Source organism: Pseudomonas sp. 05T35 (assembly GCF_056396605.1).
On the sequence record NZ_JBFTLU010000101.1, the window covers coordinates 15,981 to 31,846 of the forward strand.

Below are 15,866 nucleotides of genomic sequence, written 5' to 3' on the forward strand. Positions count from 1 at the left end.
AATGACCGGTTGAATCCACAGCCAAAAGCAGTCACTGGAATACCCATCAGCGAATTCGAAATGAGCTTCCCATTGCCCGCTCTACCTTGTTAGAGCAGGCGGGTACGGGATGAGTGACTGCAAAACTCTACTCTGCCAACCTTAACCGCAACCGGCTTCGATGGGATAAGCCTGCTTGCAAGGCAAATGCAACTATCACGGTAGATGGCGCGGAAAAGCTGCTCAGGCCGCCGCCGGAAAACATCAACGCAAGACCCAATGCGGTGGCGCCAAACCAGGCCGTCAAGCCCACCGGGTTAAACGCGGCCACCCGTTCGAGCGCTGCCACGTCACCGCGTCCGTAGACAATCTGCGCCAACGCCACACCCACCCAGGCCACCACGAAAATCCCCTGATAGGCCAACGCTTTAAGTATGTAAGTAAACACGTCCGCGAGCATCAGGCCGTACACGATCACCCCAACCGTCAGCGCCCACATCAAGTACGAACCGCGTATGCCAAAGCGTGCAAAGAACGCCTGCATGTTCAGGGTCGCCAAGTAATAGTTGGCGGTGTTGATCCGGGTTTGCGTGGCCCAGACAAACAGCAATCCCCACAAGCCCATCAACTGCAGAATCGCCATCACCACCGACACTTCGTTCAACGCGCCGTCATGGGGAATGCTGCTGACCAGATAGATGCCGGCTGCACCATTGAGCAGAAACGTCACCGCATAGAACGGCATGCCGAAGTTCCAGCGACCGTGATAACCGGCGTCCTCAGGCTTGCCGAAGCGCGCATAGTCAAAGGTGAACAGCATCAGCACCCAGACACCCATGTAAGCGACAAAGCAGTCCCACCAGCCAAATGCACTGGGCGTTGCCGGGCCGAAGTCCAGCCATTGCGGCTGGTAGCCATAACGGCTGATCGACAACCCCACCGCTACCAGCAAGCCGCCCAGATACACTGGCAGTAACACGCCGTTAAGCTTGTCCAGCCAGTGCTGCACGCTGCCCAGGATCATCGGTACGCTGTACAGCACTACGATTTGTGCGGCCAGCGGATAGAGCAGTTCGGGGTACAGATGATGGAGCGCAACGGCAATCACCGAGCCTTCGAACACGGCGTAATAGATCGCCGTCGAGAAGAAGATCAAAGTTGCCAGGCACGCCCCAGTGCTGCCGAACAACAGCCGTGAAAACAACGCCACTGACAAACCGCTGCGGATGGCGAATCGACTGAGCACACCGTTGACCAGCCCATAACTGATCACCGACAGGACCATCCCGATCAGTGCATTTCGGGCACCGTATGACAACGCCAGTGAAGCGCCGACCACGATGTAAAACATCGCACTGCACACCGCCCACCAAGCCATGGTCAGGGACAATCGGCCCATGCGTGCTTCGGGTGGAACGGGATGATGGGCCGGGTCTTGCCCGGTTTGACTCGATTGCGATAAAGCAGCCATATGTGTGAACTCCAGAACCAGTCAAAGGTTGAAGCGCGGGCAGCCGTCACCGCACMGAAGTGCGGCGTTGGCGTACCGTTTGGCATGGCCCGCGCTAGACGGCGGGCAGAATCAGGAAGGGAACAGCTTGCTCAGGCAGCTGAGTTTTTTCTTATAGGAACGTCGCGCTTCCAGCGCCTCTTCGAGGGTTACCGCGACAAAGCGGGCCTTCTGGTTGGGTTGCATCTGGCCGATCAAATCGAGGTCGGCGCTGATCACCGTGCCAATCATCGCGTAGCCGCCACCGGACACCGCATCACGGTGCAGCACGATGGGTTCGAGCCCGGCGGGCACCTGGATCGAGCCGATCGGGTAGCAACTGTCGACGATGTTCGACGGATCGGAACCGGCACCGAACGGCTGCTCCCGGGGCTGAAAGCTCAGCGCGCTGCCGCCCTTGAAGCGATAGCCGATGCGGTCGGCTTCCGAACCGACCGTCCACGGCTCGGCGAAAAAGCTCTTCGCCGCCGATTCGGTCAAGCGGTGGTAGTACAAACCTGGCACCACCCGCAGGGTGATTTCGCCACCCAATGATTGCCGTAACGCCATGGGCAAACTGGCCCCGGCGCGGCTCTTGCCGCTGGCAACGCCCACCGGCAAATCGTCGCCAGCGATCAGGCGACGCCCCTGAAAACCGCCCAGTGCACCGAGCGCATACGTCGAACGACTGCCGAGTACGATGGGTACATCAATGCCACCTGCCACCGCCAAATAGGCACGGGCACCGGCCTTCGGAAAGTCAAAACGCAGCACTTGCCCGGCCTTCACTGTGAACGCCGTGTCGTGGTGCATTTCCACTCCATCAACACGTGGCGTCATGTGCGCGCCGCAGACCGCCACCAGCGCATCCTGCTGAAATTCCAGCTCAGGCCCCAGTAGCGTGCATTCCAATGCCGCCGAACCTGCCGGATTACCGACCAGTTGATTGGCCGCACTGAGGGCGTATTGATCGAGCGCACCGGAGGGCGGAATGCCCAAGTGGTAATAACCTTCACGGCCCTGGTCCTGTACCGAAGTGGCGAGACCGGGTTTGAGTACCTTGATCATGCCAACACCTCCTGCAGCGACTTGGGATAGCCGACGGGGTCGGCCAGAAACGCATCCAGCGAAAACTCTACCGGACGAATCCTCAGATCAAAGCGCCCTACTTCCACTTCGGCCACCGCTTGGTCATAGGCCTCACGGTCCATCGGTTTGAACTGCACGATGTCACCCGGCCGGAAAAACACCATGTGCTCTTTCAGGTACGCGAGGTTCTGCTGCGGGTCGTAGATCGGTGCCGGGGTGACGCCAAACATCTGATAACCACCGGCACCGCGCACCGAGTAGATGCAGCCAAAGCAACCGCCGTGGCCGAGGGTCAATTTCGGGGTGTCGGTACGTGGGCGCAGGTACTTGGGCACCTGCAACTGACGTTCACGCTCAACCATCTGGAACATGAACGGTAGCCCGGCGACGAAGCCGACCATCGAGACGAACCACGGCGCGCCACTGTGGGCGGCGATGAACGCATCGACGTCTGCCAGGCCGTTGATCCGCGCGGCGTACTCCAGGTCCGTGGCGCTCGGGTCCTGATGGCGATCGCGAAAACGCATCAGGGTCTCATGGGTCCAGGGATCGTTGTAGAGCACCGGAATTTCGATGATCCGGGTCTGCAAGGTGCGCTCGGCGACTGCCTCGGCTTCTGCGCCTTTCACGGCTTCGAGCAAGGTATGAGGCGCGATACGGTCCGGGTCAAAACGAATCTGGAATGACGCGTTGGCCAGGCACACATCGAGCACGCCATCCAGCGCCAGCCGTTCTACCGCGCGGGTGACCGCCATGCCTTTGAAAAACGCTTCCAGAGACATGCTATCACTGACTTCGGCAAACAAATGCTCATCGGCGCCAAAGCTGTAGCGGATGGGATTGCTCACGCTTCACCTCCGAGGCGGCGCTCGGCCAGCCAGGTTTCCAGGGTGCCGGTGTGGAAGTCGGCGCTGTGCAGCCACGGTTGTTCCAGCAATTCGCCGTGCAACGATAAGGTGCTGGCCATGCCCGTGAGCGTGGTTTGCTTCACCGCAACCCGCGCACGGGCCAAGGCTTCGGCGCGATCAGCACCGTGAACGATCAGCTTGGCTAGCAACGAGTCATAGTACGGCGGCACGCGATAGCCTTGATACAGATGAGTATCTACGCGAATGCCTTCACCGTGCGGCCAGATCAGTTCCTCGACCAGGCCCGGGCTGGGGAAGAAATCCCGCGCTGGGTCTTCGGCGTTCAGGCGCATTTGCAACGCAGCGCCATTGAGCTGAATATCACTTTGCTTGAAGCCCAACGGCTCGCCGCCAGCAATGCGCAACATGGCCTGGACCAGATCGATGCCGGTGATCAGTTCGCTCACTGGGTGCTCCACCTGAATCCGCGTGTTCATCTCAATAAAGAAGAACTCGCCCGTCACGTCGTCATACAGGTATTCCAAGGTCCCGGCGCCCTTATAGCCAAGGGATTCGGTCAGGCGCACGGCGCTGGCGCAGAGTGTCTCGCGTTGCTGCTGACTGAGTACCGGCGACGGCGCTTCTTCGAAGATTTTCTGCCGCCGACGTTGCAACGAGCACTCGCGTTCGAACAAATGTACAGCGTGCTGACCGTCGCCCAACACCTGCACTTCGATGTGCCGTGCCCGGCTGATGAAGCGCTCCAGATACACCGCGCCGTTGCCGAACGCAGCTTGGGCTTCGCGCTGGGACCGGGGGAACTCTTCAGCCAGTTGTTCGGCGTTTTCCGCCAGACGAATACCGCGCCCGCCACCGCCGGCCGAGGCTTTGATCAACAGAGGAAAGCCAACGGCTTCGGCGGCCTTGAGCGCCGATTCGACATCGAACAGTTCACCGGGCGAACCGGGCACCACGGGCACGCCCGCTTCCTGTGCGGTGCGTCGAGCTTCGGCCTTGTCGCCCATGCGCCGGATCGTCTCCGGGCTCGGGCCGACAAAAATAGCGCCAGCAGCAAGGACAGCTTCAGCAAAGTCGGCGTTCTCCGAGAGAAAGCCATAACCGGGGTGAACCGCGTTGGCGCCGGTGGCTTTCAGGGCACCCAACAGCGCCTCGACGTTGAGGTAGCTTTTGTCGGCACGGGCCGGGCCGAGGATGTGGACTTCATCGGCCATGCGCGCGGCCTGGGAATCGACGTCCGCTTCGCTGCATGCAGCAACGGTGGGAATCCCCAGTACTTTGGCGGCACGGATAATCCGAACGGCAATTTCGCCACGGTTGGCGATCAGTAATTTACGAATGCCTTGAGTCATGATCGCGCCCTCACTCCTCGTCGAGAGTTGCAATGACCTGACCCGGCTCCACCGGATCACCGTCTTCTACCAGGAATGCGCTGAGGCGACCGGCCGTCCCGGCGGTCAGTTCGGAAAACTGCTTCATGACTTCGATCAGGCCGATCACCGTGTCGGCGCTGACCTGCGCGCCCACCTCGACGAAGTTCGCCGATTCGGGAGTGGCTTTGCGGTAGAAGGTCCCGGGCAATGGGGTGATTACAGTGTGTTCGGCCATGTCTGTTCCTCTTGGAATAGTTGTAGAAAGGCAGGCAAAAATGAATCGGTGTTCAAACCCTGGCGTCTGTGTGCCAGGTGTTTCGTCCGGCATCAGCGCGGTGCGCGAACCTGAATCCCGGCGCCATCGAGCGCGTTACGCGTGGCTTCGACCAATGCCAGCGCGCCCGGTGTGTCGCTGTGCAAACAGATCGAATCGAATTCGATCGCCAGGTCCTGACCCTCGACCGTGCGCACCACGCCTTCCTGGCAGGCACGCAGCACCCGCGCAGCCACCTGGGCTGGGTCGTAAGCCCGCACGTTGCGGGTGAATACGATGGAACCGCTGAGGTCGTACTCGCGGTCGGCGTAGAACTCGCGGATCACCGGTTGGCCAAGTTCCTTGGCGACACGCCAGATCACTGAATCAGGCATGCAATACAGCAGCAACTCAGGCTCCAGGCGCTGGAGGTTTTCCACCAGCAAACGGGCGGCTTCCTCGTCCCGTGCCAGGTGCATGTAGAGCGCGCCGTGGGGTTTGATGTGTTGCAGGGCCACGCCTTGAACCCGGGCGAGTTCACGCAGGGCACCCAACTGATAGAGCATGTCGTCCACCAGCTCCTGGGCCGGTGCATTAATGTGCCGGCGGCCGAAACCGACCAGGTCGCGAAACCCCGGATGCGCGCCGATGGCCACGCCCAGGCGCTTGGCCTGTTCGATGGTACGACGCATGGTGCCGGGGTCGCCGGCATGAAAACCGGTGGCGATATTGGCCGAACTGATATAAGCCATCAGTTCACTGTCGACGCCATCACCGATGGTCCATGGGCCGAAGCCTTCGCCCATGTCCGAGTTGAAATCTACTGCCTGCATAACACTTGCTCCTGACGCTTGTGACTTCATGCAGACCACCACTGCGATCAAGGAACTGGAAGGCATGCTTGGCACGCTGTTGTTCCAGCGCTCGGCTCAGGGCATGAGCCTGACCGATGCCGGACGGCACTTTCTGAACAGGGCCTATGTGATTCTGCACAGCGTCGACGACGCATTGAACAGCCCGCTGCCCGACGTTCGCGCCAGCGGCCTGTTACGACTGGCCGCCAGCTATACGGTGATCGGCTACTTTCTGCCGCACCATCTGCAACGCCTGGAACACTGGCATCCGGACGTGGCCATCGAAGTCCACGAACAAGAACGGCAAGCCATCGAACAAGGCCTGCTGGAAGGTCGATTCGACATGGCCGTGGTGCTCACCGCGAACCTCACTCACTCGGACATCGTCTCGGAGATTCTCTTCAATTCCGAGCGCCGGTTATGGCTGCCCAGCCGCCATCCCCTGTGCGAGCGTTCGGCAGTCAGCCTCGCCGACGTTGCGAAGGAACCTTACATTCTGCTGACCGTCGACGAAGCCGAACAAAGTGCCATGCGCTACTGGGAACACGCGCGACAGCAGCCAAACGTGCGGGTGCGCACCAGTTCAGTCGAAGCGGTGCGCAGCATGGTCGCCAATGGCAGCGGCGTGGCAATCCTCTCGGACTTGGTGCACCGCCCCTGGTCACTGGAAGGAAAACGCATCGAAACGCTGACAGTCACCGACAAGGTGACGCCGATGAGTGTCGGACTGGCGTGGCATCGCGAGCGCGAATTCAGCCCGGCAATGCAGGCGTTTCGTAACTATTTCCACGATGCATTTTTGGCGCCGCAACAGCTGTCTGCGCGACGCTGAAAAATAGCGAAAACCATACCCTCCTTTTGTGGATTTACGATGAGAGCTTTGGGCCATTTCCGGTCTGTTGTGACGGGAAGATTTGGGCCGTTTTCTGCCTGTCTTGAATGACTGGTTTGGGTCGATTCTGTTGAAAAAGTCGGCCATGGTTTGCGCATCAATAAAGTACGCGTTCGAGATTGAAATCTTTACTTTGGGCAGAGGCTTCCGGACTCTGATTTCACGTAGCAGCGTGCAAAAGAGGTGTTTTCACCCATCAATATTCGAGCGTTTTGGGCAAACCGACTTTTTCAACAGAATCGGCCAGAAACCGTCATCCACTTACCCCTTAAACCAGCGACACCGAGCCCAAGCTGAGCAGTGGGAAATGCCCGGATCAAGGATTACTCAAGAATGCTCCGGAATCATTTGAACAATGTCCCGCAGGCTCTTTAGCGCCTATCAAGGTAGCGGAACAGTTCCTCCTCCTGATCGAAGTGCAGCTGCACGAGGGTATCCAGGCGAATTAACTGATGCTGAATCTCTTCGACAGGAACAGAGGTCGGGTCGGCACTGAAGTCGCTGCTCATGCGCGCCAGCAAATGGATACAGCGAAAAATCTCGCGGTGTCCGTGGCTCAGTGCCGACAAGGGGTCCTCGCCCGGCATGCTTCGGGTCAGCAGCGGGTACAGTGTGTTTTCATCGTCGCGTTCATGGCTGGCTAGCGAGACTTGCAGCTTTTCGACCAGTTCCAGCAGATCGGTCCGCGCTTGCTCAAGCGGACGCCGGGCGAAATCGCCGGCCAGTTGATGCAGATCACTCAACACGCTGGTGAGTTGGCGGTGTTCGTCTTGCAGGCGATCGATCTGTTCGCCGGCCAGTCGTCGTTGGCCCAGTACTGGGAATRGCCCCAATGCACGCAGAGCATTAATGATGATGAGCACGTCGATGACTTCCTGAACCACGGCGCCGGCGAGCGGCGGCAGGTAACCGAGGGCGGCCACGGTCATGGCCAGCAGTGACAGCCCCATGCCGGCCAGCACGCCTTGCCGGGCGATATGGCGGGTACGGCGGGCAATCTCCAGCGCCTCGACCAGACGATCCAGGCGATCCACCAGCAGCACAACACCCGCCGCTTGTGCAGAGGCAGTGGCACCACTGGCCCCCATGGCCACGCCGACGGTGGCCGCCGCGAGTGCGGGTGCATCGTTGATGCCGTCGCCGACCATCAGCGTGCTGGCGCGCGTGCAGCCCTCCTGTACCGCGCGCACCTTGTCCTCCGGGGTCAACCCGGCACGCAGCTCGTCGATGCCGGCGGACAGAGCAATCATTTCGGCAGTTTCCGGGCGATCACCCGTGAGCATGACAATCCGCTCGATACCGCTGTTGCGCAGCCGGCGAAGGGTTTGCGGGGTTTCCCGACGCAGGCTGTCCGAGAAGATCAGCAGACCCGCGAGAACCCCATCCACTTCAATGAAGCTTCCACCGCAGGCCAAGTAGTCCATGTGGCGCAGCATTGCTGCGGCCCAAGTGCTGACAGACGCCTCTGCATGAGCAAAAGACAGTGTACCGAGGCGCACCCGCTGACCATCGATCAGCCCACAAAGACCGGAGCCCGGACTTTCTTCAACCTCTTGCGGGGCGCTGAGCGGCAATCGGCGTTGGCGCGCCGCTTCGACGATGGCCTGGGAGATGGGGTGCACCGAGGCCTGCGCCAACGAAGCGGCCAAGCCAAGCAGATGGTGTGGATCGACCTGGCCATTGACCTCAACCGACTGCAAACGGGCGTGCCCACAGGTCAAGGTGCCGGTCTTGTCGAGAAACAGCTGTTTGCTCCCTGCCAGCGCTTCCAGGGTGGCGCCGTCCTTGATAAGGATGCCGCGCCGCGCCGCCTTCGAGATACCTGACATGATGGCGATCGGCACCGCCAGGATCAAAGGACAGGGCGTTGCCACTACCAGAACTGCCAGAGCCCGCACAGGATCTCCACTCAATTGCCAGGCCAGCCCGGCAATCAGCAAAGTCAGCGGAATGAAGAGCAAGGCGTAACGGTCGGCCAGACGCACGAAAGGCGCGCGCGAGCGTCGTGCTGTCTCGGCCAGCCGCACTATCCCGGCGTACGTACTCTGCGCCGCCGTCTGCGTCGCCATTAGCAGGATCGGCGCACCAACATTGGCAACGCCACTGAGCATTTGCTCGCCTTCCCGGCGGGTTACCGGCAAAGACTCACCGCTGAGTGCCGACTCGTCCAGAGTGGCCGTGGGGCTGAGTAGACGGCCGTCGACAGGGACCACTTCACCCAGGCGTACAAGCAGTGTCTGACCCGGCTGGATCTGCTCAACCGGTATCTGGCGCAAGTCGTTCAGCTCCTGCAGCCAGGCAAAGCGCGGTGCCCGCTCGACGAGCGCACGCAGCTCGCGTTCGGCGCGCTGAGCAGTGAAAAACTCCAGGGTGCGCCCGGTGGCCAGCATCAAGGCAATGACTGCCGCCACCAGCATCTGCTCCAGCATCAGCGCCGCGCCGATCGACAGCAGCGCGATCAAGTCCACCCCAGCCTCGTGCCGGGCCAGACGCCTGACGATCTCGATCAACAGCACAAAAGCCATCACCAGGCTGCCGAAGGCCCAGCACACTGCCGCCCAATCAGGCTGCTGGGCAAAATGCGCAACGCCACCCGCCAGCAGTGACAGCGTGGTCAGCAGCAATAGGGCGGGATCCAGCCACTTGTTGAGCATCGTTGCGGGTTCCTCAAAAGGGATACGCCTTCACACTCTGCAAAAATGCCTGCTGCTCATCAGTATGAACAGGAGACAGACTGCCGGTAGCGGCAAGTCCACCCTCGCCCGCGCCCTCGGCAAGCGCCTGAATCAATCATTGTCGACCTGGAGCTCCTGCAGAAGAAACCCAAGTGAGTCCGGGGTTGAGCAATGACTTTTTCCCGAGCGTTGTTCATCCCATGGCATAGCGTCATCGGTGCAGAAGTCTCCAACACACTTCATGCTCAGTTTGCCATCGAGAAGTCCAAGCGGAATCCAGAAGTAAGGCGTTTCGCGAAGAGCATTAGGCACGGTCGAGCCACATCGTGAGCAAAAGTCATTTCTGTACCCGCTGGATTTGCGCCAACTGGTGATCGCACCTGGCCCTTCTTCCCATCGAAAGTCGCGAGCTTTGACCACTGTGGCGAGATTATGGCCGACCCCGGTTTGCTTGCGGCACAGGCTGCAATGGCATCGATAAAAAAATCGTGGTTCAACCCCGAGGGAAAAACGTACAGCCCCGCAAAGACACTGCCCTGTTGTCATGGATATCTCCTTGAAGAACGATTCATCGGTATTCTGCCGGTTCAAGCGTTGGTACCGGAAAAGGGGTGGCCGTTATGTTACTGGCCTTAAACTGGAACATACACAACAAGGAGGCTCGCCCATTTCGAGCCTCCTCAGAAGCAATCGGTCAGTTGCCGACCGTAGCGACTTGCTTCGCACGAGCGCTCTGTTTGCCAATCAGAAACACCAATAGCGAGCCGATAGCGGTCACTATGCAGAGCGGCATCAGTGCAATTGGAAAGCTCCCGGTCTGATCACGCAGTACACCGATCACCGAACTCATGGCACCCGTACCCAAGTGGGCAAAAGTATTGATCGCTGCAATCCCGGTGGCCAACGTCGCCGGCGGCAGGGATTCGGAGCAAAGTGCCCAGAACGGCCCCTTGATCGCATAGTTACCCATCAATACGAGCGTCAGCAGTACCAGCGTAATGGTCAGGGAGTCCGTGAACAGCGTGGCAGCGAAGCTCACCGCAGTAATGGCCAGCGGAATAGCAGTGCTCTTGATCCGCTCCCCGCTCTTGTCTGCACGCAGTCCCCAGAAAATCATGAACGCGGCGGCCATGCCGAACGGAATCATGTTCATCAGACCTGTTTGCATGTTGGTCAGATGGAAGGATTTCAGGATCTGCGGCATCCACAACGACAGCGTGTTGCTGGTTGCCGAACTGCCCATGTAGATAATCGAAAGCACCCATACATATTTGTTGGTAAACACGGCCTTGAGGGTGCCACTGATGCTGTGAGCGTGCTGAGGAATGCCACTTTCGCGTGCGGCCTTATCGTTAGTCAGTTGCTCGCCTAGCCAATCCTGTTCCCGCTGAGTCAACCATTTCGCTTCGCTTGGCCGATTGGGCAACACTTTCAGCGCGAGCAATCCCAGGGTGATGGCGGGAATGGCTTCAAGCATCAGCAACCACTGCCATCCCTTGAATCCGGCCAGACCGTCCAATTGCAACAGCAGAGCCGATACCGGTGAGCCGAGAAAGTTGGAGAGTGGTATCGCCACCATGAATAGCGCAACGATTCGAGCCATGTACGCTTTGGGGATGCATTGCGTGAGGTAAAGAATGACGCCGGGAAAGAAGCCGGCTTCGGCTGCACCCAAGAGGAATCGGGAAACCGAATAGGATATCGGCCCGACCGCAAATGCCGAACAGAAACCGACGATGCCCCAGGTGATCATGATGCGCGCGATCCACCGGCGGGCACCGAAACGCTCCATGGCCATGTTACTGGGCATTTCGCACAGTACATAAGCGACGAAAAACAGCGTGGCGCCGAATCCGAAGGCACTGGCTGTCAGGCCGATGTCCTGGTTCATGGTCAGTGCAGCGAAGCCGATATTGACCCGGTCAATGTAGGCGATGAAATAACACAGTACGAGAAAGGGGATCAGGCGAATCCCCAATTTGCGCATGGTCGATTGTTCAATGTCAGTACTGGATGGTTTGTTCATGGAAACCGCTCTCTTGTAGTTGTAATAGGCTGCTCTTGGGTGAGCTTCAGCCTTCGCGTTGTGCAAAACCGAATAACCGTTGAGGTGCTTGCACGAGCAACGAATGGCTAAGCTGCATCGAAAACTCCAGGGCTTGCCGCTGATCGATTACGGTGTCGAAACCGATGTTTTTCTCATGCTGCGTGTGTGGCCAGTCGCTGCCCCATACCAGTTGGTGGCGGCCGAAACTTTGCTCCAACAGCGGTAATGCCGATCGGGCGAAATTGAGGTTTTGTTGCGGCGTACCTCCCAAACGATAGATTCCCGATACCTTCATCCAGATCGACCCTCTCGATCCCAATTCCAGCAACTCGGAAAACCCTGGCTGATCGACGCCCGAATTGGCATCCGGCCGACCAAAGTGATCAATCACCAGCTTCAAACCGAACGGCGTCAATTGATGGATCAGCGCCGGCAGATCCTTTACCTCCCGATGCAATTCGACATGCCAGTCAAGGTCAGCGATGTGGCTGAAAAATTCTTTCCAGGCGCGACTGCGAAAATCAGGTAACGCCTTGTCCATCAGGTTCAAACGAACGCCGACCACGCCGATGTGAGCCATGTCATTCAACAGGGCACGACTAACGCCTGGCTCCAGCACGACCACTCCTCGCAACCGCTCCGGCACTTGCCTCAGCGCCGCCAGCAGGTAGCTATTGTCGGTGCCCAGAAAGCTCGGCTGCACCAATACGCCGTGACTCAAGCCATGGGCGCCCAGGTGATTCAGATACTCCGCGAGCGTGGCATCGTAGTCAGGGGCGTAGCGCCGTGTAGCGGCCAGCTTCAGCCCCCGGCTAAAGACATGAGCATGGGAGTCGATGCCAGTGATCGATGTTGAACAGGTATCAGACATGGGTTTCATCTATCGCAAGTAATGATCATCACGCTCGGGCGCTTTCGCTGCCTTGCACCGAGACGGAGGGGATTGCAGCGTCGAGACTGCGACCACGGGTTTCCGGCAGGCAAAGGGCCGCAATAACGGCCACGCCGTAAGCGATCCCGGCGTCGATGCCAATGGCCGAGCCCAGTGACATGGAGTCACTCATATGGCCGACCAGAAACGGGAATACCGCCGAGAGCACTCGGCCAAAGTTGTAGCAAAACCCCACGCCAGCACCGCGCACGTCCGCCGGGTACAGCTCGTTGAACAGTGCGCCGAGGCTGGCCGGAATGCCTGCTGCGAAGAAGCCGAGCGGAAAACCGAGGAAGAGCATTTGGGTATTGGTCAGGGGCAGGAACACGTAGCACTGCACGGTAACCACGCAGCACAGGGCGAACAGCACGATGTTTTTGCGGCGGCCAATACGGTCGATCAAGAATCCGCTGACGACGCAGCCACACCAGAAGGCAAGGATGATCACGGCAAGGTAGCCGCCAGAGTTCAGCACCGACAGGTTGCGTTCGGTCTTGAGGAAGGTCGGCAGCCACGTCATCACCGCGTGGTACCCGCCGTGTGCGCCCAGGCCCAACAGCCCGCCGAGCAGTGTCACGCGGATCAGTTCAGGGCGGAAAATACCGGCCAGGGATTTGAAAAAACCTTGTGGGATAACGTGTTCTTTTTGCAGACGCTGGAAGCTGTCGGGCTCCTCGACATTGCGCCGTACCCAAATGATCAGGAGCGCCGGCAACAAGCCAACGATGAACATCACACGCCAGGCCATGTCTTGCGGTACGAACGAATAAATCAACGCAAAAACCCCGACCGCCACGCCCCAACCTACGGCCCAGGCACTTTGTACGGTGCCCATCACTTTGCCGCGGTATTTCGGGTTGATGGTTTCGGCCATCAGTACTGCGCCGGCCGCCCACTCACCGCCAATGCCGAAGCCTTGCAGCGCCTTGACCATCAGCAACTGCTGGAACCCGGTGACGAAGGCGGACAGAAAGGTGAAGAAGGAGAACCACAAAATCATCCACTGCAACGTACGCACCCGGCCGTAGCGGTCGGACAACGTCCCCCCTACCCAACCGCCGATGGCCGAAGTGACCAACGTGACGCCGCTGATCAGCCCGGCATCGCCCTTGGTCAGCGCGAAGACGGCAATTAACGCCGGAATTGCCAGGCCGAACATTTGTACTTCCAGTGCGTCCAGCGACCATCCACCGAAGCAGGCCCAAAACGTTTTGCGCTCCCGAGGAGTGACTTGGCGATACCAGCTAAACATGATTTCTTATCCTTATAGGTGGAACATGAGGCAGCCGAGAGCGAACCGCGCCGCTGCGAGGCCAGTCATGGCAAACAAAACGATGAAACCGCCAGCGATCGATTCGCCGGTGAGCGATCCGCTATCCGGGCAATGCGCTAGCGAATGTCCACGCTGTAACGGAAATGCTCGGCATGCCCACGGGAGCGCCGCCACTCCAGAGGCGCACCGGCGTAGTCACGCGCCAGACGCTMGATCACCACCACGGGACTGTTGACCGGTATTTTCAATAACCGCGCATGCACGTCATTTACCGACTCGGCGGTGAGTGCTTCTTCGGCAGAGGCGACGACCTGACCGCAGAGCTCTTCGTAAATCGGGTAAAGCAATGGCCCTTTTCGATTCAGGTCGATCTCCAGTAGCGGCTGAAACCGGCTGCGAGGCAGCCAGATTTCTTCGGCAAGTACCGGCTGAACATCCAGAAGACGAACGCGGACAATGCGAATGACCGGCGCGTCGATTGGCAGCCCTAGCGCCTGGGCCACCGCCGAGGGTGCGGCCACCGGTTCGATAGACAGGATGCGACTCTCCGGGACCTGGCGTTCACCCGCAGCAGTCTGGAAGCGGAAGAAGCGGAAAAGCGAAGATTGAAACTGAGGCCGACGAACGAAGGTGCCTCGACCTTGCTGACGCTCCAGGATGCCCTCACTGACCAGTGCGTCGACCGCTTTGCGCACAGTGCCAGTGGACAGTTCGTACTCCGCTGAAAGCGCAGCTTCAGTGGGAATGGCCTCCCCCGGACGCCAGCGATTGTTGGCAATCTGTTCAGCCAACTGATCACGCAGGCGTTGATAAAGCGGTAGGCGGACATCACTGGACAGGGAATTCATCGACTTTATTCACCTTGTTATCTAGTCATCTATATGAATATTGGCCGAGTATTCTCCTGATGCATTTTTCTGTCAATAAGGGTTACCGAACCTGACGGACGAACGGTGCCGGCAGTCCTTTACCTACGAGTGCGCGCGAGGGGCGACGGTCGAGCGCATGATTGAGGCGCTCGGGATACCGATGTCGAACTGGTGCAGCTCAATGGCAAGTCGCTGGGCCTCGAGCGGGTGATCTTCGACGGTGACCGGTTGGTGATGTATCCCAAGTTCGAAACGCTGGACATCAGCCCGCTGCTAATGGCTTCGAGGATGGCGCGCCCACCTGATCCCTGCTCTCAAAACGCCTTGATCCAAAGCCCGACGGCTGGTGTATCGCGTCTCACGCGCCAGTTTGCGCAGCGCGCGCTTTCGCATGGCGCGCCAGACCAATCTTGATGCCGACCAGCATAGGCGCTGCGACCACAAACAGCAGGGCCACTGCGTAGAACGCGGTATCGAAAGCAATCACCGTGGCTTGACCTGACACGACCTTGCCCAGCAGGCTGGTCGCTGCCCGGCCAGCGGCTGCTTGATCCATCCCCTTCCCCACCAGCATCGCCGTGATGGTCGTCAGCCGTTCGATGACGGCATTTCCTCCTGGGGTGACGTTGGCGCCGAGTGCCGCGACATTGATGATGATGTGATGATCAATCAGGGTTTGGAGCCCGGCGACGCCCATTAAGCCGCCCAACTGACGTCCCGTATTGAACAGGCCAATGCCGCTGGCGAGGTTGCGGCTGTTGAGGTCGCTGAAGGCGATCAGCGTGATCGACAGAAACAGGAAGCCAAGGCCCAGGCCACGCAACAGGATGGCCGCCATCAAGTCGTCGGTGCCGCTTTCGCTGGTGGAACCGGACAGCATCCACATCGCCCCCATGATCAACAGGATGCCAAAGGGCACTGTCACAACCGGTGGAACGCGACGGACTTTGATAAGAAAGGCAGCGATGAGCAGCGAGCCAACAAAAAAAACACCACTGGGCAGCAGGAGCAAACCGGCATCAGTCAGCGTTAACGCAGGCACTGACAGGGCGAACGCCGGAATCAAAAACGCACTGCCGAACAAGGCGGCACCGGCGACAAAACTGACGATAAAGGCAAAGGTAAAATCGCTCGATCTGAACACCGTGAAATCGAGCAATCCCTGACCTTTGGCCAACGTTTGCTGGCCGAAAAATGCCAGCAGCGCGGCTGTACCGATCATCGTCAACATCAGGATCCGAGGTTCCTCGAACCAGTCCCATCGGCTGCCCTGGCT

General features: G+C 59.2%; 13 protein-coding genes and 2 pseudogenes. 2 read left to right on the forward strand and 13 right to left on the reverse strand.

The window, feature by feature from the left end:
* Positions 1-127: 127 nt before the first annotated feature.
* The 6 genes from AC1DH9_RS10625 to AC1DH9_RS10650 form a co-directional block, all read right to left on the reverse strand.
* Positions 128-1,450: a purine-cytosine permease family protein gene (locus AC1DH9_RS10625; RefSeq protein ID WP_427545855.1), complete on the reverse strand. Its 1,323-nt coding sequence runs from the start codon at positions 1,448-1,450 to the stop codon at positions 128-130.
* A 111-nt stretch (positions 1,451-1,561) separates the two neighbouring features.
* Positions 1,562-2,536, reverse strand: coding sequence for a 5-oxoprolinase subunit C family protein (locus tag AC1DH9_RS10630; RefSeq protein WP_427545856.1), 975 nt, complete (start codon positions 2,534-2,536; stop codon positions 1,562-1,564).
* Positions 2,533-3,405: a 5-oxoprolinase subunit B family protein gene (locus AC1DH9_RS10635; protein ID WP_427545858.1), complete on the reverse strand. Its 873-nt coding sequence runs from the start codon at positions 3,403-3,405 to the stop codon at positions 2,533-2,535. Before AC1DH9_RS10635 ends, AC1DH9_RS10630 begins: the two co-directional genes overlap by 4 nt.
* Entirely contained in the window at positions 3,402-4,775 is a 1,374-nt protein-coding gene (locus tag AC1DH9_RS10640) for an acetyl-CoA carboxylase biotin carboxylase subunit (protein ID WP_429538526.1), read from the reverse strand. The genes AC1DH9_RS10635 and AC1DH9_RS10640 overlap by 4 nt, the downstream gene beginning before the upstream one ends.
* Before the next feature lie 10 nt (positions 4,776-4,785).
* Entirely contained in the window at positions 4,786-5,031 is a 246-nt protein-coding gene (locus AC1DH9_RS10645) for an acetyl-CoA carboxylase (RefSeq protein ID WP_427546810.1), read from the reverse strand.
* 92 nt (positions 5,032-5,123) lie between these two features.
* Entirely contained in the window at positions 5,124-5,882 is a 759-nt protein-coding gene (locus AC1DH9_RS10650) for a 5-oxoprolinase subunit PxpA (protein WP_427546807.1), read from the reverse strand.
* 37 nt (positions 5,883-5,919) lie between these two features.
* Between AC1DH9_RS10650 and AC1DH9_RS10655 the strand changes: the two are divergent.
* Positions 5,920-6,735 (forward strand): annotated as a pseudogene (locus AC1DH9_RS10655) (LysR family transcriptional regulator); the annotation flags it as partial.
* 431 nt (positions 6,736-7,166) lie between these two features.
* Here the strand turns inward: AC1DH9_RS10655 and AC1DH9_RS10660 are convergent.
* From AC1DH9_RS10660 to AC1DH9_RS10685, 6 genes are all read right to left on the reverse strand, one after another.
* On the reverse strand, positions 7,167-9,449 hold the full coding sequence (locus tag AC1DH9_RS10660; protein ID WP_477808147.1) for a heavy metal translocating P-type ATPase: 2,283 nt from the start codon (positions 9,447-9,449) through the stop codon (positions 7,167-7,169).
* Between the two features lie 132 nt (positions 9,450-9,581).
* Complete coding sequence (locus tag AC1DH9_RS10665; protein ID WP_477808148.1) at positions 9,582-10,061, reverse strand: GFA family protein; 480 nt, start codon at positions 10,059-10,061, stop codon at positions 9,582-9,584.
* A 103-nt stretch (positions 10,062-10,164) separates the two neighbouring features.
* The gene (locus AC1DH9_RS10670; protein WP_427546799.1) at positions 10,165-11,496 is read right to left on the reverse strand and encodes an MFS transporter; all 1,332 of its coding nucleotides are present in this window, start codon (positions 11,494-11,496) and stop codon (positions 10,165-10,167) included.
* A gap of 46 nt (positions 11,497-11,542) precedes the next feature.
* Entirely contained in the window at positions 11,543-12,388 is an 846-nt protein-coding gene (locus AC1DH9_RS10675; RefSeq protein WP_427546796.1) for an amidohydrolase family protein, read from the reverse strand.
* 28 nt (positions 12,389-12,416) lie between these two features.
* Complete coding sequence (locus AC1DH9_RS10680) at positions 12,417-13,700, reverse strand: MFS transporter (protein ID WP_427546793.1); 1,284 nt, start codon at positions 13,698-13,700, stop codon at positions 12,417-12,419.
* Between the two features lie 137 nt (positions 13,701-13,837).
* The gene (locus AC1DH9_RS10685; RefSeq protein WP_477808149.1) at positions 13,838-14,569 is read right to left on the reverse strand and encodes a GntR family transcriptional regulator; all 732 of its coding nucleotides are present in this window, start codon (positions 14,567-14,569) and stop codon (positions 13,838-13,840) included.
* Positions 14,570-14,660: 91 nt separating this feature from the next.
* Between AC1DH9_RS10685 and AC1DH9_RS10690 the strand changes: the two are divergent.
* Positions 14,661-14,866, forward strand: a pseudogene (locus tag AC1DH9_RS10690) (ubiquitin family protein); the annotation flags it as partial.
* An 82-nt stretch (positions 14,867-14,948) separates the two neighbouring features.
* Here AC1DH9_RS10690 and AC1DH9_RS10695 read toward each other — a convergent pair.
* Positions 14,949-15,866, reverse strand: a 918-nt coding sequence (locus AC1DH9_RS10695; protein ID WP_477808150.1) for an MFS transporter, incomplete at its 5' end; no start/stop codon positions are given.